Below are 22,728 nucleotides of genomic sequence, written 5' to 3'. Positions count from 1 at the left end.
GTCCGCTGGGAACAAGCCCTGCCGTCGCGCCTTTCGTCGGCGGGCCGGAGCGGCAGAACCAGTCCCCTCTGCCGAGGTCGAAAAGCAGGCGTCGCGGCGGTGCTGCGGCGTCCTTTCTTCAGCTACATTTTTCTTTCAGCAGTCGTTCCCATCATCCAGGGCAGCACCCAAGGGGCAGATCATGGCTCGCACCACTCCCATCGAGCTTTATCGCAACATCGGCATCGTCGCCCACGTCGACGCCGGCAAGACCACGACGACCGAGCGGATCCTCTTCTACACCGGCGTCAACCACAAGATGGGCGAGGTCCATGACGGCGCGGCGACCATGGACTGGATGGTCCAGGAGCAGGAGCGCGGCATCACCATCACCTCGGCGGCGACCACGGCCTTCTGGCAGGGCTCGACCAAGCAGTTCCCGCACCGCTATCGCTTCAACATCATCGACACCCCCGGCCACGTCGACTTCACCATCGAGGTGGAGCGCTCGCTGCGCGTGCTCGATGGCGCGGTGGTGGTGTTCAGCGGCGCCGACGGAGTCGAGCCGCAGTCCGAGACGGTCTGGCGCCAGGCCAACAAGTACCATGTGCCGCGCCTGGCCTACGTCAACAAAATGGATCGCCAGGGCGCCGATTTCCTCCGCGTGGTCGCGCAGATCAAGCAACGCCTGGGCCATGTCCCGGTGCCGATCCAACTGGCGATCGGCGCGGAGGAAAACTTCAGCGGGCAGATCGACCTGGTGAAGATGAAGGCCATCTACTGGAACGATGCCGACCAGGGCACCAGCTACCGCGAGGAGGAGATCCCGGCGGAGCTGCGGGCGCTGGCCGAGGAGTGGCGGGCGCACATGGTCGAGGCCGCTGCCGAGGCCAACGACGAACTGATGAACAAGTATCTGGAAGGCGAGGAACTGAGCATCGAGGAGATCAAGGCCGGGCTGCGCCAGCGGACCCTGGCCAACCAGATCGTACCGGCGGTGCTCGGCTCCTCGTTCAAGAACAAGGGCGTGCCGCTGGTGCTCGACGCGGTGATCGACTATCTCCCGGCTCCGTCGGAAATCCCGGCGATCAGGGGCACCGACCCGGACGACGAAGAGAAGCACGACGAGCGCCATGCGGACGACGACGAGCCTTTCTCGGCGCTGGCGTTCAAGATCGCCACCGACCCCTTCGTCGGCACCCTGACCTTCGCCCGCGTGTATTCCGGGGTGCTGACTTCCGGCGACGCGGTGCTTAACTCGGTGAAAGGCAAGAAGGAGCGGGTCGGGCGGATGGTGCAGATGCACGCCAACCAGCGCGACGAGATCAAGGAAGTGCGCGCCGGCGACATCGCCGCGCTGATCGGCATGAAGGACGTGACCACCGGCGACACCCTGTGCGCCATCGACAAGCCGATCATCCTCGAACGCATGGACTTCCCCGATCCGGTGATCTCGGTGGCGGTGGAACCGAAGACCAAGGCCGACCAGGAGAAGATGGGCATCGCCCTGAGCAAGCTGGCCCAGGAAGACCCGTCGTTCCGGGTGAAGACCGACGAGGAGACCGCGCAAACCATCATTTCCGGGATGGGCGAGTTGCACCTGGACATCATCGTCGACCGCATGCGCCGCGAGTTCGGCGTCGAAGCCAATATCGGCAAGCCGCAGGTGGCCTATCGCGAGACCATCCGCAACACCTGCGAGATCGAGGGCAAGTTCGTCCGCCAGTCCGGCGGCCGCGGCCAGTTCGGCCATTGCTGGATCCGCTTCGCTCCGGCCGACGAGGGGCAGGAAGGCCTGGAGTTCCACAACGAGGTGGTCGGCGGGGTGATTCCCCGCGAATTCATCCCGGCGATCCAGAAGGGCATCGAGGACCAGATGCAGAACGGCGTGCTCGCCGGCTACCCGCTGATCGGCCTGAAGGCGACGGTGTACGACGGCTCCTACCATGACGTCGACTCCAGCGAGATGGCGCTCAAGATCGCCGCCTCGATGGCCACCAAGCAACTCTCGCAGAAGGGCGGAGCGGTGCTCCTGGAGCCGGTGATGAAGGTCGAGGTGGTGACCCCGGAGGACTACATGGGCGACGTGATGGGCGACCTCAACCGCCGGCGTGGCCTGATCCAGGGCATGGAGGATACCCCGGCGGGCAAGGTGATCCGTGCCGAGGTCCCGCTGGGCGAAATGTTCGGCTATGCCACCGACGTGCGCTCGATGTCCCAGGGGCGCGCGAGCTACTCGATGGAGTTCGTCCGCTATGCCGAGGTACCGGCCAGCGTGGCCGAGGCGATCGTCGCCAGGCAGGGCCGCTGAGAGCCGCCGCGCGCCGCCGAGGCCAGCGGCGGCGCGCGCCTTTGCGGGAGCGGCAGCCGCATCTTCGGCGCCGATGCGCTTGCCAAGCGGGGTTTTTGACGCCCCCTGGATGCTTAACTATAAGACAGTGACCAAGGCCCGCACCTATACGGTCACAAGGATGGCGAATCGATGCTTGCTTCAGCGATTGCCAGCGGTACCGCAGTCTCCCAGGTCTCCAAGCATCTCCTAATGTTCCTGGCCGCCCTTTTCCTCGCCCTCGGTGCATGCGGCTGGGCGATCCTGCACATCGCCAGGCACCAGGACGACATCGCCATCGAGCAGAGCCATTTCTACGTGGAAAAGGCACTGCAGAATCGCCGGGAAAATTCCGAGCAGTTCTCCACCACCTATTCCTTCTGGACCGACGCCTACGTCTATCTGGGAAACCGGGTCGACGTGGACTGGGCCTTCACCAAGAACAACCTCGGCTCGGTGCTCTACACCACCAATGGCTACGACGGCGTCTTCGTCATCGATGACCGTGGCACTCGCTACGCCATGCTCGAGGGCGAGCTTTCCGAACGCTCGCTGGCCGACTCGCTGAACGCCGACACCGGGGACATCCTCCGCTCCGCACGCCGTGCCGCGGTGGACGAAGCGGCGATCAGCCGCTACGTCGACTTCGACGGCGCACCGGCGATCCTGGTCGCCTCGGCGATCAAGCCCACCAGCGATCATGCGCCCATCGACCTGGCCAAGGCCTCGGTGATGGTCTTCGTCGACCGGCTGACCCCGGCGAAGCTGGCCAAGCTCGGCGGCGACTACGGCATCGCCAACCTGCACCTGCTGGCCGGCGGCGCGGCGGGCGACAAGGAAAGCCTTGCCCTGGAGGGCACTCCCCATCGCCTGGCCTGGGTGTCGTCGCGTCCGGGTAGCGCCATGCTGCGGGAGACCGCGTTGCCGCTGCTGGGAATCTTCGTGCTCGCCGCCGGGCTGCTGTTCTGGCTGAGCCGCAGCGCCGTGCTCAACGCCCGCGCGGTGGATCGCCAGCAGAAGGTCCTGAAACGCAGCAACCAGGCCCTGCTGGCCAGCGAGGAACGTTTCAAGTCGATAGCCGAGGCGGCCTCGGACTGGATCTGGGAAGTCGACGGGCATTTCGTCTTCACCTATCTCTCCGTGCGCTTCCGCGACGTCACCGGCTACCAGCCGGAGGCCTGGATCGGGCGGCGGCTGGACGAGTTGCTGGATAGCGATACGGTGAACATCGTCAAGTGGCTGGAAGGGCTGCCCGATGCCGGTGCGCCGTCCAGCCTGGTCTGCGCTTTCCGCGACAGCCAGGGCCAGGCGCGGATCGGCAAGCTGAGCGCCAGCGCGATCCGCAACGGCGTCGCCAGCGGCTATCGCGGCACGGCGGCCGACATCACCGACGAAGTCGAAGCCCATGCGAAGATCCAGCATCTGTCCCTGCACGATGCCCTGACCGGCCTGCCGAACCGCAACAAGCTGTTCCAGTTCCTCGAACGCCTGCTGGCGGAAAAGGCTGGCAAGTCGCCGGTAGCGGTACTGATGCTCGACCTCGACCGCTTCAAGCCGATCAACGACCAGTACGGCCATCCCGCCGGCGATGCGGTGCTCTACGCCATCGCCGAACGGCTGCGCGCCTCGACCCGCGACCAGGACATGGTTGCCCGGCTCGGCGGCGACGAGTTCGTGGTGGTCAGTACCCACGTGTCGTCGAAGCTGGAAATCGAGAAGTTCTGTAGCCGGCTGATCGACGTGATCAACCGCGAGATCGCCTACGAAGGGCACAGCTTCCATGTCGGCGCCAGCATCGGCGTGGCCCTGGCGCCGGAGCACGGCGGCGATCCGCGCGGCCTGCTGCGTTGCGCCGACGTGGCGATGTACGAGGCCAAGGCCGCGGGGCGCAATACCTGGCGTTTCTACTTGGAAGCGATGGACTCCCATCTCGCCGAGAAGAAGCTGCGCGAGACCGAGTTGCGCGCCGCCTTGCAGAACGGCGAGTTCGAGTTGTACTACCAGCCGCGCTTCCTGGCGCAGGAACAGACGATCGCCTCGGCGGAGGCGTTGATCCGCTGGAACCATCCGCACCGCGGGCTGATCGGCCCGGACGAGTTCATCGGCCTGGCGGAAGAAAGCGACCTGATCGTGCAGATCGGCAACTGGGTGCTGCGCGAGGCCTGCGCCACCGCCGCCTCCTGGCCGGGCGAGGTGATGGTCTCGGTGAACGTGTCGCCGGCGCAGTTCATGACCGGCGATATCGTCTGGCAGGTGCGCGAGGCGCTGCGCCTGGCCCACCTGGATGCCCGCCGGCTAGAGCTGGAGGTGACCGAGAACGTCATGCTCAACGATGTCGACGGCGCGCTGCGGACCATGACGGCCCTCAAGGAACTGGGCGTCCGCCTCAACATGGACGACTTCGGTACCGGCTATTCCTCGCTCGGCTACCTGCGCACCTATCCCTTCGACAGCATCAAGATCGACAAGCGCTTCGTCGCCAGCATGGAGAAGACCGGGCGCGACCGTTCGATCGTGCAGGCCATCATCAATCTCGGCAACGCCCTGAACCTGCGGGTCACCGCCGAGGGGGTGGAGACCGAAGGGCAGATGCATATCCTGCGCGACGAGCAATGCCACGAACTGCAAGGGTTCCTGCTCAGCCGGCCGCTGGATGCGCAGCGCCTGCGCGATCTGCTGGAGCGCGAGGCGGGGCAGACCCAGGCGCCCCAGGTTTCCGCCGAAGGCCATGCTGCGCGCCGGCCTTGAGCGGGCGTCAGAAGGGCGCACGCGGTGCCTCGGCGACCCTCGGTTCAGCGATCGCCCTGCGTATGGTTCAGAAAATGCTGAACTGATTATTTGACCTGACTGATTCCCTTCCCGTCTTCGCTTGCCGACACTCCGTCCTTCCCATGGCCTTGTGCCAGGGCCGCCGGCCGGAATGTCTGCTTCCGGCGAGCGATAACAAGAATGACGAGGAAGCCGCATGAGCAATAACAACGAGGCGTCACGCCCGAAGATCGAAGTGCGTTCGATCGATTACGTTCCCCGCCACGAGCGTCACGGCAAGGTCTGGCACCAGGCGCCGTTCTGGTTCACCGGCAATTTCGTACTCACCACCATGGTCACCGGCTTCACCGGGCCGGCCCTCGGCCTGGGGGCGCTGTACTCGATCCTGGCGATCGTCCTCGGCGTCTGCTTCGGCACCTTCTTCATGGCCTTCCATGCCAACCAGGGCCCGCGCATGGGCTTGCCACAGATGATCCAGTCGCGTGCCCAGTTCGGCCTGCGCGGGGCCATCGTGCCGTTCGCCGCGGTGGTCTTCGTCTATATCGGCTTCAACGTGTTCAACGTGATCCTCGCCACCGACGCGATCAACACCGTGCTGCCGGGACACCGCGCGCCCTGGTACGTCCTGCTGATCGGCGTGGCGGTGTTGCTCGCCATCGTCGGCCACGACCTGCTGCATACCGTGCAGCGCTGGCTGACCTACGTGATGATCGCGGTGTTCGGCGTCCTCACCGTCAGCGCGCTGCGCAGCCTCGAAGCGGACGCGGCGCTGGGCGGTACGCCGGCGTTCTCCTGGAGCGCGTTCCTGGTCCAACTGTCGGCCGCCGCCGGCTACCAGATCAGCTATGCGGTCTACGTCTCCGACTACTCCCGCTACCTGCCGCACGAAACGCCGACCCGCAAGGTGATCTTCTGGACCTACCTGGGCGCCGCCGGTTCGGCGCTCTGGCTGATGTCGCTGGGCGCATTCCTGGCCTCGGCATTGCCGGCGCCGGACGCCATCGGCAGCGTGCGCGAGGTGGGCAACCGGCTGTATCCCGGCTTCGGCACCTTCACCGTGCTGATCGCCGTCCCGGCCCTGGTGGGGATCATGGCGGTCAACTGCTATGGCGCCATGCTCACCAGCCTCAGCGCCATCGATGCCTTCCGCAAGGTCACTCCGACCCTCAACCTGCGCGTCACCGGGATCGGCGTGATCGCCCTGGTGGTATTCGGCGTGGCCCTGTCGATCCCGGAAAGCTACCTGGGCAGCTTCAACACCTTCGTCCTGCTGATGCTGTACTTCCTGGTGCCCTGGACCGCGGTCAACCTGGTGGACTTCTACTTCGTGCGCAACGGTCACTACGCGATCAGCGAAATCTTCAATCCCGAAGGCATCTACGGTCACTGGGGCCGACCGGGGTTGAGCGCCTACCTGGCCGGGTTGCTGGCGATGGTCCCGTTCATGTCCCTGAGCTTCTACAGCGGTCCCTTCGCCGTGGCGCTGGGCGGCGCCGACGTCGCCTTCGTGGTCGGCCTGCTGGTGGCCGGCGCGGTCTATGCCTTCATGTGCCGGGCCCTGGACCTGGAGGCGGAACGACGGCTCGCCACCCTCGGCGAGCGCCTGCTGGAAGAGGGGGGCGCCTGATGGCCAAGGTTACCGTCGCCTGTTGCCAGATCGCTCCGCGGATCGGCGCACAGGAGCACAACCTGCGTCTGGCCGAGCGGGCGATCCGCGAGGCCGCACGGCGCGGCGCCAACGTCGTGGTGCTGCCCGAGCTGGCCGCCAGCGGCTACGTTTTCGCAGATCGCGGCGAAGCCCTGGCCCTGGCGGAAACCCGCGACGGACCGAGCCTGGGGTTGTGGAAAGCGCTGGCAGGCGAACTCGACCTGGTCATTGTCGGCGGCTTCTGCGAACGCCTCGACCCGCAGCGAGTGGCGAACAGCGCGGCGCTGGTGGACGCCGACGGCGTGCGGGCGATCTATCGCAAGGCCCACTTGTGGAACGAGGAAAGCGGCATCTTCGAGGCCGGCGAGCAGCCACCGCCGGTGGTCGCTACCCGCTTCGGGCGAATCGCGGTGATGGTCTGCTACGACCTGGAGTTTCCCGAATGGGTGCGCCTGCCGGCGCTGTCCGGCGCGCAACTGCTCTGCGCGCCGGTGAACTGGCCGGCGGCGCCGCGGCCCGAGGGCGAGCGGCCGGCGGAAGTGGTCAGGGTGCAGGCCAATGCCTCGGTCAACCGCCTGTTCATCGCCGCCTGCGACCGCTGCGGGCAGGAACGCGGGGTCGACTGGGTGGGTGGCTCGGTGATCGTCGACGCCGACGGTTACCCGCTGGACGGGCCGCTGCAGGGCGAGGCGGGTATGCTGCTGGCCCGTCTCGACCTTGCCGAGGCCGACGAGAAACGCATCAGTGCGCACAACCACGTGCACCGCGACCGGCGACCCGAGCTGTATTGAGCGCGCGATACCCTGGGCGCGGCAAAGCGTCCCCGGTGTTTGCCGGCGGCCGGACGCAGCTGGGCGAATGAAAAAGGGCGCGGGCCAGTATCGGCGCCGCGCCCTTTTGCCGGAGGAGAACCTTATTCCAGTTCGGCTGCGCTCTCTTCCTGGCGCTTCAACCCGGTATGACTGATGGCGTGCAGAGCGGTATTGAACTGTACGGTCTCGTTGAAACCCTTGACGATCTGCGCCAGCTTCTCGCGGGCGCTTTCCAGCTTCTTGAAGCGCTCGCCGAGTTCCAGGCTGCGCTGCTGGACGCTGGCTTCGCGCTTTTCCAGTTCGGCCTGGCGCAGGTTCTGCTGGCTGCGCAACTCTTCGAGGCGTTCCTGTTCGATCTGCAGTACCTCGGCTCGCCGCGCGCTGCTGCGCTCGCGGGCTTCGACGCTTTCCGCGAGTTGTTGCAGGGCCGCGCTGCGCTCGGCGAGGAGACGGTTGCTCTGCTCGGTTTCCCGCTCCAGCGCCTGGCGGTCGTCCTGCAGGCGCTTGTGCCACTGCCGGAGCTGCTTTTCCTTTTCCTGCAATTGCCGCTCCTTCTCGTGCAGTTGCGTCTGGAGCGACTCCAGCGACTCCTGCTGCTTGAGCGCTTCCTGCTTCTGCTGGCTCAGTTGCTGGGCCATGCCGGCGAGGTCGGCCAGGGTGCCCTGCACGTCCTGTAGCAGATGCTCGGTATCGTTGCCGATATCGAGCGCGGTATCCGTATCCACGTGGGCTTCATCCTCGGGTTGGCGAATGACGGCGGCGGCCTGGGTGGGCGCCTCTCTGGCGTTGGCCCCGCCCTCGGCGCCGGCCAGGCGTGCGGGCGGCACCCGGAGGCGCAGCGACAGGCTGGGGACCCTGGCCGATACCGGTTCCGGCGCGGGTGCGGCGAGGGGGGAGGGGCTCGGGGGCATGGAGGATTCCTCGGCGGCGTCTGGAGACGGAAGGTTGGCGCTGCCCGTGGCGTCGGCGGCGTGCAGCGCGGGGTGGAGCATCTGCGCCAGGTCGGCAAGCTCCTCGCGAAGATGACTGGCGTTGTCGACGAAGGCGCCGATGGCCTCGGCATCCGCTACCTTGGCGGACTGCTCCGCTTTCGTCGCGAACTCGGCTGGCGCCCCACCCTCGGGCGCTGCCGTTTCCGCCTCCGGCCGCGGCTCGGGCTCGACGCATCCGGCCTCGGTGACGGTTTCGTCTTCCGCCGCCTCGGGCTCGTCGATGGGCTCCGCCGGCCCGTCCGTGGCCTCGTCCGCATCGTCCGCGGCGAAGACATCGGGAGCGGCGTCTTCGAAAAGGGCCTCATGGACGAGCGGCGGGACGTCCGCGCAGGGTTCCTCGCCATCCAGGGCGGGGCCGTAGCCATGGGGGGACTCGAAGGTGACGAGCTTCATCACCCACTCGCGTTCGAGCACCAGGGAGCGATGTTCTTCCCGGCGCGAGGGGGCGATGGCCGCGTCCTGCAGGTCGATGAGGTGGTAGGCCAGGTCGCTGGTCCGGCGGTTGCCGGTGGTGGCTTCGCGGACCAGCTGGCGGAACACCTGGATGGCCGCCTCGCAGGCCTCGTCGGTGTCGAGGCGGCCCAGGCGGAAGCCGTCGTCGGTCTTGAACAGGGAGGCGATGTAGACACGCGAGTCGTTTTCGTCGACCTGTTCGTTGAGGCTGTAGGCGATGAAGTTGCGGTCGCTGGCGGGAATGGCGAAACCACACAACAAGGCCGCATTCAGTTCCGTCTGCTCGGCAGTTTCCACACTGATGGTTCGAAGAAGCATAAGCCCTGGAGATCCCGTTGGTGCTTGGAAGGTGTAACGGGCGAGGGTACCGGGAGCTATGGGCGAGGTAACTTGGACGAGTCCTATTGCCTTGTAAGAAAAATCTTGAAGATTTTACTGCGCACCGTGCCCAGCGCACCGCGTAGGCTCGTCCGCTCGTACGGGTCCGGCGCGCTTCAGCGATCCGCCATCAGGACGACGATGGCCTCGGCGACGAAGTCGGCGTTGCGCTCCAGGGTCTGCAGGTGGTTCATGACGACATCGTAGGTTTCGCCGCCTTCATGGCGCTTCGCCCAAATCGCCAGCTCCTCCAGGGCCATGCCGAGGGCACTCTGGTTCTGGTTGAGACGGCATAGCAGGGCGACAGTCAGGTCGTGATCCAGCATGGCGGTACTCCTGATCCTGAAAAACTCAGCGTAGACCCCCTGGCGCTCCGCCGACACGGAAGCGGTTCACGAAAAGACGAAGCGGTTCAGCCGCTGCCGACGAGGTGGCCTGAGTTCGTGGCCGGTGCCCACGGCGCAGCGCTTGCGACGGTCCCTGGCAGCTTCGGACCGACCTGGCAAGGGGACCTATCCGAACGGCGAGGGTGGCCCGCGGCCGTGCCGTGCCGCATGGCCAGTTCCCCATGCCGCCTGGCTATACTGGCGGCGCGGGAACAAGACGCCGCCCATGAAGAGCGTCCCGGCCCCGAACGTCGCGCTTCCTGTCATCTCCGCTACCTATCTTTCGTTCTTCTGCCGCGAAACGGCTTTCGGAAGCAGGCTGCCGGCGGTCGTTCGTCGCGCCGTCCCGGGGTTTCCCTGCCCGTGCCGATCCGACCCGTGTTGCCAGCGAGGGGTATGTACGCAATGTCCGTGACCGATGCCAGTTTCCCGATCATCAACTGGTCGAAGGCGATGCCTTCGTTGCGCCAGCTGATGTATTTCGCCTGTGTCGCCGAGTACGGCAGCATCGGCCAGGCCGCCGAGGTGCTGCACGTTTCGCAGCCGTCGCTGTCGCGGCAGATCCAGGCGCTCGAAGTGCACATCGGCGAGGCGCTGTTCGTCCGCGGTCCGGCCGGGGTGAGCCTGACCGAGGTGGGCAGGGTGGTGCATTGCCGCGCGGTGAAGATCATCGCCGAGGCCAAGGCGCTGACCCGCGACATCGGCGACGGCGACGACCGCCAGTTGCACATCGGTTTCAGTCGCTACCTCGATCCCGGCTGGTCCGGCGAGCTGGCCCGGCAACTGAAGGAAGCGCGGGTGTGCAGCGCCGTTTCGCCATCCTGGGCGCCATCGCTGGACCTGCTCAGCCTGGTCCGCGAGTCGTCCCTGGACGCGGCGATCATCGGCGCGCCGCCGAAGGTGGTGCGTGAATACGAGCTGATGGAGATCGGCAGCTACGAGCACGTCATCGCCCTGTCGGAAACCCTGCACCGGCGACTGGCGCCCGACTGGTCGCTGAACGACCTGGTCGGCGAGCCGCTGCTGGTACCGAAGGACTCGCTGTTTCCCGCCTACAGCCAGTTCATGAACGATGCGATGGATGCCGCTGCCTTCGCGCCCCGGCGCAGCGTGCGGCCGAACGACCTGAGCATTCTCCTGGCCCAGGTCGCCAGCGGCGACGGCTTCGCCTTCCTGCCGTTGTCGCTGACCAAGTTCGCCTATCCGGGGGTGGCCTTCACCGCTCTGCCGGCGGCGGTCAACGAAGGCTTCCGCCTGCCGGTGGGGCTGGCGGTGTCGCCGACTTCGCGGCTTCGCGCCAGCGACACCCAGTTCGAATGCTTCGTCGAGACCGCGCGGCGGGTCGCCGCCGGTTGAGGGACGCGGCCGGGAGCGCCGGCCGCGCGAGGGGCTTCAGAGGGTCTTCATGTACTCGACCAGGGCGCGGCGCTGCTGCTCGTTGAACTGCGCGTTGCCGTAGTCGTGGCCGCCATTGGCGTTGCCCGGCTTGCCGCTGTCGAAGAGGAAGCGGTTGGCGCCGCCGGCATCGGTGATGTAGCCGACGTTGACCGGGTCGAACTCGACGCTGCCGGTGTAGAAGGTCCGTGGCCGCAGGTCCGGCGGCAGCAGCAGGTCGTAGAGGGTCGCCACCGAGCCGTTGTGCAGGTAGGGCGGGCTGGCCCAGATACCGTTCAGCGGGCGCGCCTTGTAGGCCATCAGGTCGCTGGTCATCGCCAGGCACTGCTCCAGGCGCCGGGCCTTGTCGCTGCCGGCCGCGACGTTTTCGGCCAGGAGCAGGGCGCCTGGCGCGTCCGCAGCGGTCGCTTCGGCGCTGTCGGCGTCGGGGCTGTCCGGCACCGGACTGATCAGCGGCGGCAACTGCCCGTCGAAGATGCCCAGGGCGGCGGTCTGGAAGGCACCCAGGGCGACGCTCAGGCCGCGCGCGGCCAGGGCCTGGACCACCACTTCCTGGAGCACGTCCACCGCATAGGCCTGCTTGCCGTAGAAACCGCGCTGGCCGGTGCCGACGAAGGACAGGTAGGGCTTGCCGCGCACGTAGCCGGTCTTCAGCTGGGCGATGCTGTTGCAGGCGGTCCACGGGTCGGTGCCTATCGGCGCGACCTCGCCGCGCGCCTGCAGGTGGGTGAGCACGGTCTTCACCGGGGTCCGCAGGTCGTTGCGGTCCAGCGGCGTGTGGCAGCTGGAGCAATGTTGCCGGTACAGCTCGCGGCCCTCGGCGACCCTGGTCGGCTCCGGGGCGCCGAACAGCTGGTTCGGCCAGGCCGGCGGCTTCAGTTGGCCGAGCTGGTCTTCGATGCGGATCAGGTTGTCGACGTTGATGCTCGACGGGTAGCCGATGTGCAGCGCCGACTGGATCGGGCTGAGCACCTTGACGTCGGCGAATACCCCGACCGCCTCGCCGGCGTTGCGCGCCAGGGCGCCGACGTCGAACTTGCGGTTGTCGATCTCGACCACGTTGATGTGGTTCGGGTTGAAGCCGGTCCACTGTACGCGGTCCAGCTGCGGTACGTTCCACAGGAACGGATAGCTCACGGGGGCGTCCTCGGCGCCGTAGATCTGCTCGTTGGCATGCAGTTCGTAGCCCACCGAGTTGAAGATCGAACCGATGGCGTCCAGGCGGCCCGGGCCGAACTCGGGATCGTGCGGCAGGTTGAAGTGCGAGCCGTCGCGCAGGCGCACGATGGTGGCGTCCAGGGCTGCCTGCAGGCGTGCCTTGTTGGCGTCGTTGTAGCCGCTGACCAGGCCATCGGCGCCGAGCACCTTGCGGGCGAAGCGCTCGAACTTGCTGGTGTCGGCGCGGGTGCTCTGCAGGGCGCCGAGGATCTCCAGCTGGAAGCCGGCGAGGTCGCCCATGGTCTGCCCGCCGTAGACGGTCAGCTGGGTGCCCTGGTAGCTGATGTGCGAAGTGTGGCACATGCTGCAGGTCGGTCCGACCCAGGGTTCCCTGGAGCCCTGCAGGGCTTTCCAGCGCAGCTTGGTGAAGGTCAGGTCGCTGTCGTCGCTGCGGTCGACCGCGTAGCCCTGCACCACCTTCACGCTGGAACCGCCGAGGGTGTGCGGGACATAGCCGTACTGGCGGATCAGCGCATCGGACATCAGCGGTTCTTCGCTGGCGCGCTGCTCCAGCGCCACCAGCCAGGCCAGCGGCAGCATCCGCGAGCCCTGGCCGGCTTCCAGCCAGGCGGTCTTCTGGGTCTGGTTCCAGCCCTGGTCGAGGTCGACGCCGCTGTCGTCGGCGAATGCCGGGGCACCGGCGAGGACGGAAAGGATGGCAAGGCTGAGTCGCGATAGGGTCATCGGGCGGTTCTCTCTATTGGGCATGTGGGCGGGGCCGGCTCACAGGGTCTTGAGGTATTCGAGCAGCGCCAGGCGCTGGCTTTCGTCGTACTCGCGGGCGAAGTCGTGGCCGGCGTTGGAGTTGCCTTCCAGGTGGGTGTCGAAAAGGAAGGCGTTGTCCGGGCCGGGCGCGGTGAGGTAGCCGACCCGGCTCGGATCGAACTCGTGGCTGCCGGTGTAGAAGGTGGCCGGCCGTTGCTCCTGGGGCAGCAGCAGGTCGTACAGCGACGGCACCGAACCGTTGTGCAGGTAGGGTGCGGTGGCCCAGATGCCGTTCAGCGGGCGAGCGATGTAGCCGAGGAATGGATGCTCGGTATTCAGGCAGTAGTCCTTGCGCGCACTCTTGTCGGTGGGGACTTCGCCGGCGGTGAGGCTCTGCGCCTGGCTGTCGGCAGGGGCGGCGCCGGCCAGCAGCAATTGTCCGGCGGGCACCGCTTGCAGGCTGTCGGAGCCGGGCAGGGTCTGCTGCCCGGTGACGATGGCGTGGATGATCTCGGCGATGCCGTCGGCCAGCTGGCCTTTCTTGCCGAGCATGATCTGGAACACCTCGGGGACCTGCATGTCGGCGATCTTCGAAGTCCGCCCGACGATGCCGACGCCGCTGGGGGTGCCGAGGGAAGGTCGGAACAGGCCGAAGTAGTTGCCGCTGGGGCTGCTGAAGGTGAAGGTGTTGCAGGCCATCCACGGGTCGGTGCCGATCGGCGCGTCGTCGCCATGGGCCTTCAGGCGCACCTGGCGGACCTTGATCGGGGTTTGCAGGTCGTCGCGGCCGATGCTCGCATGGCAGGCCGCGCAGTTCTCCTCGTAGAGGCGCTTGCCCTGGGCCAGCCTGGCGCTGTCCGGGGCGCCGAACAGCTGGCTCGGCCAGGCCGGCGCCTTGAGCTTGTGGATCAGGCCCTCGACACGGGTCAGGTTGTCCACGCGGATGCTCGATATATAGCCCTCCAGGCCGGACAGCGGATGGCTGACCACGTCGCCGTAGTCGCCCTGGACCACACCGATGTCGCCGGCCAGGTAGCCGAGGTCGAAGACCTGGCCGTTGAGATCGAGGACCTTGACGTTGGGCACGAATCCGCTGGATTGCAGCTTGTCCATCTGCAACGTGTGCCACAGTGCCGGGAAGCTGGTCGGCGCGTCGGTCGGGTTCGCTTGCAGATGGCGGGCGCCGGAGTTGATTGCCGCGCGGTTGAGTGACTGGCCGGTGGCGTCGAGGCGCCCCGGGCCGGGTTGCAGGTCGGTGGCGGACATGCTCAGCAGGGTGTCGATCAGCGCCGCGCGCTTGGCCAGGGTGGCCTTCAGCAGGTCGCGGTTGGCCGGGCTGTCCTCGCTGCCGAGGACGTTGCCGGCGAAGCGCGCGAACTTGTCGCCGTCGTCGCTGGTGCGGCGCAGCGCGGCGAGCACTTCGTCGAAGATCGCCTGGACGTTGGCCAGGGTGGCGCCGGCGTCGACGGTCAGTTCGCTGCCGCGGTAACTGATGTCGGTGGAGTGGCAGCCGGCGCAATTCAGCCCGACCCAGGGTTCGCTGGACGACTGGCGGGCTTTCCAGCGCAGGCGGGTGTCGGAGAACTGGCTGTCGTCCTGCTGGTCGAGGGCGAAGCCGCGCGGCAGGCGCAGTTCGCCGCCTTGCCAGTTGCGCAGGGGAAAGCCGAGGCGCCGGGCGTTGTCTTCGGAGAACAGGCGCTCCTCGCTGTCCGGACGCTCCAGCGCCTGGGCCCAGGCCAGCGGCAGCAGCCGCGAACCGAGCGAGGCGTCGTACCAGGAGGCGCGTTGCTCGGCGTTCCAGCCTTGCTCGAGCTGGATTTCGGTGGCGACGGCAGGGCTGCCGGCGCTGGCCAGCGCGGCGGCCAGCAGGACCCGCGAAAAGGTCGGATGCATCGTGTTCCCCTCATGGCTGACGACGTCTGCGTCCCCACAGGGCAGAGCGATGCAGTGCGCTCGATGGCTGGGCGTGCCGCCACTTCGTCCCTGACGGGAGCGCGCCGGCCGCGGCGCGCCGCGGGCCGGAACGTCCGGTTGGGCACTACGCTACGGAGTCGCGGCGGCCGGCGGGTAATGCTTTTTGTGCGACGGAAAAGGTATGGGAAACGGAACCGCCCGGTCCGGAAAGGGCGCGCCGGTCGGGCTTCGCCCTGCGCGCCAGGTTCGCAGGGCGGAGAGCGCCTAGGGCGTTGCCCGTTCTATCGGACAATCCCTGCCGGGCTTGCGGACGAAGACTAGGTAGAGTGCGCTGAGCAGCGCGAGGAACGGCACGCCGAAGACCAGGGTCATGCGGAACGCCTCGGTGAAGAAGGTGGTGACCAGGATCGCCGCCATCAGCGCCAGGCCGAGCAATGTCGACCAGGGCGCCAGGCGCATGCGGAAGGCCAGCGGCGCGCCGCCGTGGCGGGCGCGGTGGCGGCGGAAGCAGAGGTGGGTGAAGAAGATCATCAGCCAGGTGAAGAGGGCGCCGAACATCGACACCGCCATCATCAGGGTGAAGGACTGCTCGGGGTAGACCAGGTTGAGCAGGGTCGCCAGGGCGATACCGACGCTCGACAGCAGCAGCGCGTTCAGCGGCACGCCCTGGCGGCTCAGTTCGCCGAGGCCCTTCGGCGCGTGCCCCGCGCGCGACAGGCTGAACATCATCCGGGTGGTGATGTAGAGCTGGCTGTTCATCGCCGACAGCGCGGCCACCAGCACCACGAAGTTCATCACGCCGGTCGCGCCGGGCAGGCCGATCGCCTGCATCACCGTGACGAACGGGCTCTGGCTCTGCCCGGCCTGGTCCCAGGGGACGATGGCGAGCATCAGCGCCAGGGTCAGCAGGTAGAACACCACCAGGCGCACGATGGTCGAGCGGAACGCCGACCTCACCGCCTGTTCCGGATGTTCGGCCTCGGCGGCGGCGACCGCGATCATCTCCACGCTGAGATAACTGAAGATCGACACCACCACGGCGATCCACATGCCTTTCAGGCCGTGCGGGAAGAAGCCGCCGTGGGCGCTGTAGTTGTGCACGCCGTAGGCCGGGTTGGCGGAGCCGAACACCAGGTAGGCGCCGAGCAGGATGAAGGCGACGATGGCGGCGATCTTCAGTGTCGAGAAGCAGTATTCGAAGTTGCCGAAGGCTTTCACGCTGCTGGCGTTCAGGCCGATCAGCAGGGTCGAGAAGGAGATGATCCAGACCCATTCCGGGATACCGGCGAACCAGTACTTCATGTACATGGCCACCGCCGTGACCTCGGTGCCCACCGCCAGGACGATGGCCGCCCAGTAGGCGTAGCGCACCAGGAACCCGGCCAGCGGGCCGACGTAGTGCTCGGCGAAGGCGCCGAACGAGCCGGGGGTGGCATGGGCCACGGTCATTTCCGCCAGGCAGCCCATCAGCAGCAGGGTGATCAGCGCGCCGATGGCATAGCTGAGCAGGACGCTGGGGCCGGCGAAACCGATGGCGAAGGCGCTGCCCATGAACAGGCCGGTGCCGATGGCGCCGCCGATGGCGATCATGCTCATCTGCGCGGCCGAGAGCCGCCGTTGCAGGCCCTGTTCGCGGCGCGAGATGGCCTCGAAGCCCTGGGGGTCGTTCATCTGGATGTCCTCTGGAATCTTATTGGGGTTCTTATGAATTGCCGAGGGAACGTCGGTGGCGATGTGCGGGTGCCGGTCGCGGGCTCCTGTGCGCGAGAGCGGTGGGTGTTCGTGGGCCGCCCCGGGAATACCGGCGCGGCCCGCGCGAGCGGGGCTCAGGTCACCTTGTGCCGGACCTGGTAGCGCGGCTCTTTCCAGGCTTCGCTCTGGAGGATTTCCAGCAACGCCTGCACCGCATCCCAGACCTCGACGAAGCGGGTGTACAGCGGGGTGAAGCCGAAGCGCAGGATGCCCGGCTCGCGGTAGTCGCCGATTACCCCGCGGTCGATCAGGGCCTGGACGATGGCGTAGCCCTGGGCATGCTCGAAGCTGACATGGCTGCCGCGCCGGGCATGCTCGCGCGGGGTCACCAGGGTCAGGCCGAAGCGTTCGCAACGGCTTTCCACCAATTCGATGAACAGATCGGCGAGGGCCAGCGACTTGTCGCGCAGGCGCTGCATGTCGGTCCGGGCGAAGATATCCAGGCCGCATTCGACCAGGGCCAGCGAGGTGATCGGCTGGGTGCCGCAGAGGAACCGGGTGATGCCTTCGCCGGGCTGGTAGCGCGGCTCCATGGCGAACTGGCGGGAATGACCGAACCAGCCGGACAGCGGTTGCCAGACACGCTCGCGCAGGCGCGGCGCGACCCACACGTAGGCCGGCGAGCCGGGGCCGCCGTTGAGGTACTTGTAGGTGCAGCCGATGGCGTAGTCGGCGTCGGCCGCGTGCAGGTCCAGCGGCAGCGCGCCGGCCGAGTGGGCCAGGTCCCAGATCGCCAGGGCGCCGTTTTCGTGGACCAGGCGGGTGACCTCGCGCATGTCGTGCAGGTAGCCGGTCTTGTAGTTGACATGGCTGAGCATCACCACCGCGGTATCCGCGTCGATCGCCGCCGGCAGTTGCTCCGGGTCATCTACCAGGCGTAGCCGGTAGCCGCGCTGGAGCATGTCGGTAAGGCCCTCGGCGATGTACAGATCAGTGGGGAAGTTGCTCGATTCGGAAACGATCACCTTGCGCCCTGGCGCGTCTTCCTCCTGGATCCGCAGGGCGGCGCTGAGCACCTTGAACAGGTTGATCGATGTGGTGTCGGTGATCACCACTTCGCCGGCGCGCGCGCCGATCAGGGGCGCCAGCTTGTCGCCGAGGCGCTCCGGCAGGCCGCGCCAGTCGGCGCTGTTCCAGCTGCGGATGAGCCCCTCGCCCCATTCCGCGGCGACCACTTCGGCGGCGCGCTCCACGGCGGCCCGGGGGCGGGCGCCGAGGGAGTTGCCGTCGAGGTAGATCACGCCGTCGGGCAGGGCGAACAGTTGGCGCAGGTCGGCCAGGGGATCGCCGGCGTCGAGCGCCAGGCAGTCGTCACGAGTGGTCATCGGTTACTCCGCGGTAGGCAGGGCGCGCAGCACGGCACGCACCGGGCTGGCATCGAGGTGGGTGAATTTCAGCGGCAGGGCGAGCAGTTCGTAGTCGCCGGCGGGCACGTCGTCGAGGACCACGCCTTCGAGGATCGCCATGCCGTGGCGGCCCACCGCGTGGTGGGCGTCGAGGGTCTTGGAGTGCTGGGGGTCGAGCGACGGGGTGTCGATGCCGACCAGCCTGACGCCGCGCTCGGCGAGGCACTCGATGGTGGCCGGAGCGATAGCGCAGAAGCCTTCCGGCCAGTTCGCCGGGACCCGTTCGAAGGTCCGCAGCAGCACCCGCGAGGGCAGGTCGTCGAGCTGGCCGGCGAGGTGTTCGGGGGTCACCAGCGGGTTAGCGCCGATACAGTGGATCACCCGGCACGGTCCCATGTAGACGTCCAGCGGCACCTGGCCGATGGGCAGGCCGTCGGCGCGGTAGTGCAGGGGGCCGTCGACGTGGGCGCCGGTATGCGGCGAAAGGGTGATCCGGCCGACGTTGACCGGGCACTGCTCGTCCAGCCGCGCCGCCCATTCCTGCTGGAACGGCGTGTCGCCGGGCCAGGTCGGCGTGTTCGGGTCGAGGGCGGGACTGATGTCCCAGTAGCGGAGCGAAGTCATTGTTTTTCTCCGGAAGTCCAGCGAATGATAATGAACGAGATTTCGGAGAATTTTCGTGCGAAATGCAAGGTCGCATGGCAATCTGTTCGCACAAAATTCGAAGATAGCTATTCATTCTGATAGGAATTGCACATGTCCCTGGACGCCATCGATCTGCGCATTCTCCGTCACCTGCAGCAGGACGGGCGGATGAGCAACCAGGACCTGGCGGAGAAGGTCTCCCTCTCGCCATCCGCCTGCCTGCGCCGGCTGCGCCTGCTGGAAAGCGAGGGGATCATCCGCGGCTACTCGGTGGAACTGGATGCCGAGCGACTGGGCGTGGAGCTGGAAGCCATCGTCCATGTGTCGCTGCGCCAGGACGTCGAGGGTTGGCACGAGGCGTTCATCGCCAGGGTCCGGGACTGGCCGGAGGTGGTCACCGCCTATGTGGTGACCGGCGCCACCAACTATGTGCTACGGGTCCGGGCGCGCAACCTCAAGCACTATTCGGACTTCATCGTGAACAAACTGAACCGCGCCGCCGGCGTCACCGATATCCGCTCGGAAATCGTCCTGCAGGAGATCAAGGCCGGTGCCGACCTGCTCGACCTGGTGAACCTGAAGAGTTGAACGGGGCGACCCCTCATAAAAGCATGAGTGCAATGAGCGGGAGGAATTTTCAGTCGTCGAGGGAAATAATTATTTTGTCTTTTTTCATGGGGTTACGAGTTATTAGCTAATGAATAAATAGTCTGCCGGAATTGATTTTCCCCGTGCTAGGTTTCCTCCGTCCCCGTTGCCGGGTTGTCAACGTTACACGGAGGTTAGGCGGTGAGTGAATATATCGAGACCGACGACGCAAGTTACTTCCGGGTCAGGCGCCAGGCCTATGTTTCCGCGGAACTGCACCGGCGCGAACTGCACGAGATATTCGACGACAGCTGGCTGTATGCCGCCCACCTCAGCGAGCTGCGCGAGCCCGGCGACTTCATCACCCGCGACGTCGGCGGGCGCAACCTGATCATCCAGCGTCGCGCCGATGGCGAGCCGGCGGTCTACCTGAACGCCTGCGCGCACCGTGGGGCCAAAGTCTGCGCCGAGCGCCAGGGCAACAGCCAGCGTTTCACCTGTCCCTACCATGGCTGGACCTACGACAGCCACGGCAGCCTGATCGGCCTGCCGGACAAGGCCGCCTACCAGCACGCCGGGCAATGCCATCCGGAGCTGTCCCTGACACGGGTGAAACACGCGATCTACCGCAACTTCCTGTTCATCCACTACGGCGCCCGGCAACCGTCCCTGGAAACCTACCTGGGCCAGGCGAAGGACTATATCGACCTGATCTGCGACCAGTCCGAGGCGGAACTGGAGATCATTCCCGGCGGCTTCGAGCATTCGATCAAGGCCAACTGGAAGCTGCTCGCGGAAAACGGCGTGGACGCCTACCACCTGCCGTTCGCCCACAAGCGCTACCTGGAATACCTGAATAGCCTCGGCACCGATCCGGAGTCGCACAAGCGCCATGGCCGCGGCGAAGCGCTGGGCAACGGCCACGCACTGATCATCAGCGGCCCGCCGTCCACCGGACGGCCGATCGCCTACTGGAGCCCGCTGTTCCCGGAAGCGCTCAAGCCGTCCATCGCCGCCAAGTTCGAACGCCTGGTGGAACGCTTCGGGCAGGCGCGGGCGGAGGACATCGCCCACACCAACAAAAGCCTGTTCATCTTTCCCAACCTGGTGATCAACGACATCCTCGGCCTGAACATCCGCTCGTTCTTCCCGACTGCCGCCGATGAGGTCAGCGTCACCGTATGGGGCGCCGGCTTCGCCGATGAGACCCGCGAGGAGCGGGCGGCGCGGATCAATGGGTTGATCTCGTTCATCGGCCCGGGCGGTTTCGGCACCCCTGACGACGTCGAGATCCTCGAATCCTGTCAGCGCGCCTACGCCCACGCCGCCCTCGGCTACAGCGATTTTTCCCGCGGCATGGGACCGGCAACCCGCCGCCACGTCGACGAGGAGCAGAACCGCGGCTTCTGGCGCGAGTGGAGCCGCCGGCTCGGGCAGCAGCCCGCCGCCCTGCGGCTTCTCGCCGTGGCCGTCTGAGCCGTCTTCAACCATCGCTCCCTGCAGATCCCTGCGCGCCGCCCTGGCTACGCGGGGAATAAAGGGTCACTGCAAGGAACGTCATCCATGTGTGGAATCACCGGCTGGACCGACTGGAGCCGCGACCTCGGCGAGCAGCGCAGCATCCTCGAACGCATGACCCGTACCCTGGCCCCGCGCGGGCCGGACGCCGAAGGCCTGTGGCTGTCGCGGCACGCGCTGCTCGGCCATCGGCGCCTGGCGATCATCGACCTGGAGAACGGCGCTCAACCGATGCTTGCCGAGGCTGGTGGGCGGGTGGCGCTGACCTACAGCGGCGAGGTCTACAACTTCCGCGAGCTGCGCGCCGAGCTGGAGACGCTGGGCCAGGTCTTCCGCACCCGCTCGGACACCGAAGTGGTGCTGCGCGCCTATCTGCAATGGGGCGAGGCTTCCTTCGCCCGGCTCCGCGGCATCTACGGCTTCGCCCTGTGGGACGAGCGCGAGCAGAGCCTGTGGCTGGTGCGCGATCGCTTCGGGGTCAAGCCGCTGTACTACTACCCGACCGCCGGAGGCGTGCTGTTCGCCTCGGAACCCAAGGCGATCTTCGCCAACCCCGAGGCCAACCCGGTGCTCGACGCCAGCGGCATCGCCGAGCTGTTCGCCCTGACCACCGCGCCGACTCCCGGCCACGGCCTGTACAAGGGCCTGCGCCAGGTCCGGCCGGGCCAGGCGCTGCGCTTCGACCGCAATGGTGTGCGCGAGTTGGTCTACTGGGCGCTGCGCGCGGAACGTCACGAAGAGGGCGCCGAGGACAGCGCCGAACGCGCCGGCCAGTTGCTCCGCGAGGCGGTGGCCGAGCAACTGGTGGCCGACGTCCCGCTGGGCAGCCTGCTTTCCGGCGGGCTCGACTCCAGCGCCATCAGTGCCTTCGCGGTGGCCGCGCTGGATGGCGACGCGCGGCGCCTGCCGACCTTCTCCGTGGACTTCCCCGGCGAAGGCCGCGGCTTCGTCCCGACGCCCTGGCAAAGCAGCTGGGACGAACCCTATGCGCAGCTGGCGGCGAACTTCCTCGGTACGCCGCACCGTACCGTGCTGGTCGCCCCGGAAGAGGTGCTGGAACAGGACGAGGCGGTGCTCCAGGCCCGCGACCTGCCCGGCTGGGGCGAGCTGGACGCCTCGCTCTACCTGCTGTTCCGCCAGGTCCGCGAGCACACCACGGTGGCACTGTCGGGCGAGTCGGCCGACGAGGTGTTCGGCGGCTACCCGTTCTTCCACGACCCGAGCGCCCTCGCACACGACGGCTTCCCCTGGCTGGCCGGCAAGAGCGGGCCCTGGCAACTGCTGCGGCGGGAGGTCGCCGAACGGGTGGCGGCGCCGGAATACATCCGGGCGCGCTACCGCGAGGCCCTCGCCGAAGTGCCGCGACTGGATGGCGAGGATGCCGCCCAGCGGCGCCAGCGCGAGGTCGCCTACCTGGCGCTGAGCCGCTGGCTGCCGGCGATGCTCGAACGCAAGGACCGGATGAGCATGGCGGTCGGCCTGGAAGTGCGCGTGCCGTTCTGCGACCACCGCCTGGTGGAGTACGTATGGAACCTGCCCTGGGCGCTGAAGAGCGTCGCCGGGGAAAGCAAGAGCCTGCTGCGCCGGGCCCTGCGCGGGCACCTGCCGCAGGCGATCCTGGAGCGGCGCAAGAGCGGTTTCCCGGCCAACCCCGACCCACGTTACCTGGCGCTGCTGCGCGAGCGGGTCGGCCGTCTGCTCGACGACGGCCGCTCGCCGCTGTTCGAACTGGTGGACGCCGGGCGGGTCCGCCAGGCCCTCGAACAGGGCTCGCCGCTGCCCAGCCCGCGTGCCTCGGCGAGCCCGACCGCCGGCCTGGCCTACCTGCTGAACCTGGACCGCTGGCTGACCCGCCATGGGGTCGATATCAGCCTCTGAGCGGCACTTTCTTCCCGGAGGAT

At 67.2% G+C, this 22,728-nt stretch carries 15 protein-coding genes; 8 read left to right on the top strand and 7 right to left on the bottom strand.

Annotation, left to right across the window (positions count from 1 at the left end; translation table 11 throughout):
- Window positions 1-181 precede the first annotated feature (181 nt).
- From fusA to HMPREF2716_RS23750, 4 genes are all read left to right on the top strand, one after another.
- Window positions 182-2,290, top strand: a complete 2,109-nt coding sequence (gene fusA / locus HMPREF2716_RS23765; RefSeq protein WP_070622025.1) for an elongation factor G — start codon at window positions 182-184, stop codon at window positions 2,288-2,290.
- A 171-nt stretch (window positions 2,291-2,461) separates the two neighbouring features.
- Window positions 2,462-5,056: a bifunctional diguanylate cyclase/phosphodiesterase gene (locus HMPREF2716_RS23760; RefSeq protein ID WP_023518811.1), complete on the top strand. Its 2,595-nt coding sequence runs from the start codon at window positions 2,462-2,464 to the stop codon at window positions 5,054-5,056.
- A gap of 217 nt (window positions 5,057-5,273) precedes the next feature.
- The gene (locus tag HMPREF2716_RS23755) at window positions 5,274-6,704 is read left to right on the top strand and encodes a purine-cytosine permease family protein (RefSeq protein ID WP_003114861.1); all 1,431 of its coding nucleotides are present in this window, start codon (window positions 5,274-5,276) and stop codon (window positions 6,702-6,704) included.
- Entirely contained in the window at window positions 6,704-7,516 is an 813-nt protein-coding gene (locus tag HMPREF2716_RS23750; RefSeq protein ID WP_003114860.1) for a nitrilase family protein, read from the top strand. Before HMPREF2716_RS23755 ends, HMPREF2716_RS23750 begins: the two co-directional genes overlap by 1 nt.
- 122 nt (window positions 7,517-7,638) lie before the next feature.
- On the opposite strand, the gene HMPREF2716_RS23745 is transcribed toward HMPREF2716_RS23750, so the two are convergent.
- Both HMPREF2716_RS23745 and HMPREF2716_RS23740 read right to left on the bottom strand, forming a co-directional pair.
- Complete coding sequence (locus HMPREF2716_RS23745; protein WP_031634445.1) at window positions 7,639-9,300, bottom strand: hypothetical protein; 1,662 nt, start codon at window positions 9,298-9,300, stop codon at window positions 7,639-7,641.
- A 176-nt stretch (window positions 9,301-9,476) separates the two neighbouring features.
- On the bottom strand, window positions 9,477-9,686 hold the full coding sequence (locus tag HMPREF2716_RS23740) for a hypothetical protein (protein ID WP_003088759.1): 210 nt from the start codon (window positions 9,684-9,686) through the stop codon (window positions 9,477-9,479).
- Window positions 9,687-10,199: 513 nt separating this feature from the next.
- Here HMPREF2716_RS23740 and HMPREF2716_RS23735 point away from each other — a divergent pair.
- Window positions 10,200-11,102 carry a LysR family transcriptional regulator gene (locus HMPREF2716_RS23735; protein WP_004349593.1) on the top strand — a complete coding sequence of 301 codons (903 nt, stop codon included), beginning with the start codon at window positions 10,200-10,202 and terminating at the stop codon, window positions 11,100-11,102.
- Between the two features lie 36 nt (window positions 11,103-11,138).
- Here HMPREF2716_RS23735 and HMPREF2716_RS23730 read toward each other — a convergent pair whose 3' ends face one another.
- From HMPREF2716_RS23730 to kynB, 5 genes are all read right to left on the bottom strand, one after another.
- Window positions 11,139-13,043 (bottom strand): 10S-dioxygenase, encoded by a 1,905-nt coding sequence (locus HMPREF2716_RS23730; protein WP_031634443.1) that lies wholly within the window; start codon window positions 13,041-13,043, stop codon window positions 11,139-11,141.
- A 39-nt stretch (window positions 13,044-13,082) separates the two neighbouring features.
- Window positions 13,083-14,957 carry a (7S,10S)-hydroperoxide diol synthase gene (locus HMPREF2716_RS23725; protein WP_023518814.1) on the bottom strand — a complete coding sequence of 625 codons (1,875 nt, stop codon included), beginning with the start codon at window positions 14,955-14,957 and terminating at the stop codon, window positions 13,083-13,085.
- 285 nt (window positions 14,958-15,242) lie between these two features.
- On the bottom strand, window positions 15,243-16,649 hold the full coding sequence (locus HMPREF2716_RS23720; protein ID WP_003114855.1) for an amino acid permease: 1,407 nt from the start codon (window positions 16,647-16,649) through the stop codon (window positions 15,243-15,245).
- 155 nt (window positions 16,650-16,804) lie between these two features.
- Entirely contained in the window at window positions 16,805-18,055 is a 1,251-nt protein-coding gene (gene kynU, locus HMPREF2716_RS23715; RefSeq protein WP_003114854.1) for a kynureninase, read from the bottom strand.
- A gap of 3 nt (window positions 18,056-18,058) precedes the next feature.
- Complete coding sequence (gene kynB / locus HMPREF2716_RS23710; protein ID WP_003088775.1) at window positions 18,059-18,700, bottom strand: kynurenine formamidase KynB; 642 nt, start codon at window positions 18,698-18,700, stop codon at window positions 18,059-18,061.
- A 132-nt stretch (window positions 18,701-18,832) separates the two neighbouring features.
- Here kynB and kynR point away from each other — a divergent pair, with 132 nt between their 5' ends.
- The 3 genes from kynR (at window position 18,833) to asnB (ending at window position 22,705) form a co-directional block, all read left to right on the top strand.
- Complete coding sequence (gene kynR / locus HMPREF2716_RS23705) at window positions 18,833-19,309, top strand: kynurenine pathway transcriptional regulator KynR (RefSeq protein WP_003088777.1); 477 nt, start codon at window positions 18,833-18,835, stop codon at window positions 19,307-19,309.
- 201 nt (window positions 19,310-19,510) lie between these two features.
- The gene (locus HMPREF2716_RS23700; RefSeq protein ID WP_023518815.1) at window positions 19,511-20,785 is read left to right on the top strand and encodes an aromatic ring-hydroxylating oxygenase subunit alpha; all 1,275 of its coding nucleotides are present in this window, start codon (window positions 19,511-19,513) and stop codon (window positions 20,783-20,785) included.
- An 87-nt stretch (window positions 20,786-20,872) separates the two neighbouring features.
- Window positions 20,873-22,705, top strand: coding sequence for an asparagine synthase (glutamine-hydrolyzing) (asnB, locus tag HMPREF2716_RS23695; protein WP_023518816.1), 1,833 nt, complete (start codon window positions 20,873-20,875; stop codon window positions 22,703-22,705).
- The last annotated feature ends 23 nt before the right edge of the window (window positions 22,706-22,728 follow it).

Origin of the sequence: Pseudomonas sp. HMSC076A11 (assembly GCF_001810205.1) — a bacterium.
In the GTDB taxonomy this organism is placed as follows: Bacteria; Pseudomonadota; Gammaproteobacteria; order Pseudomonadales; family Pseudomonadaceae; genus Pseudomonas; species Pseudomonas aeruginosa.
The sequence above is the reverse complement of the archived record's forward strand: the minus strand, read 5'-3'. Positions and strand labels throughout refer to the sequence as shown.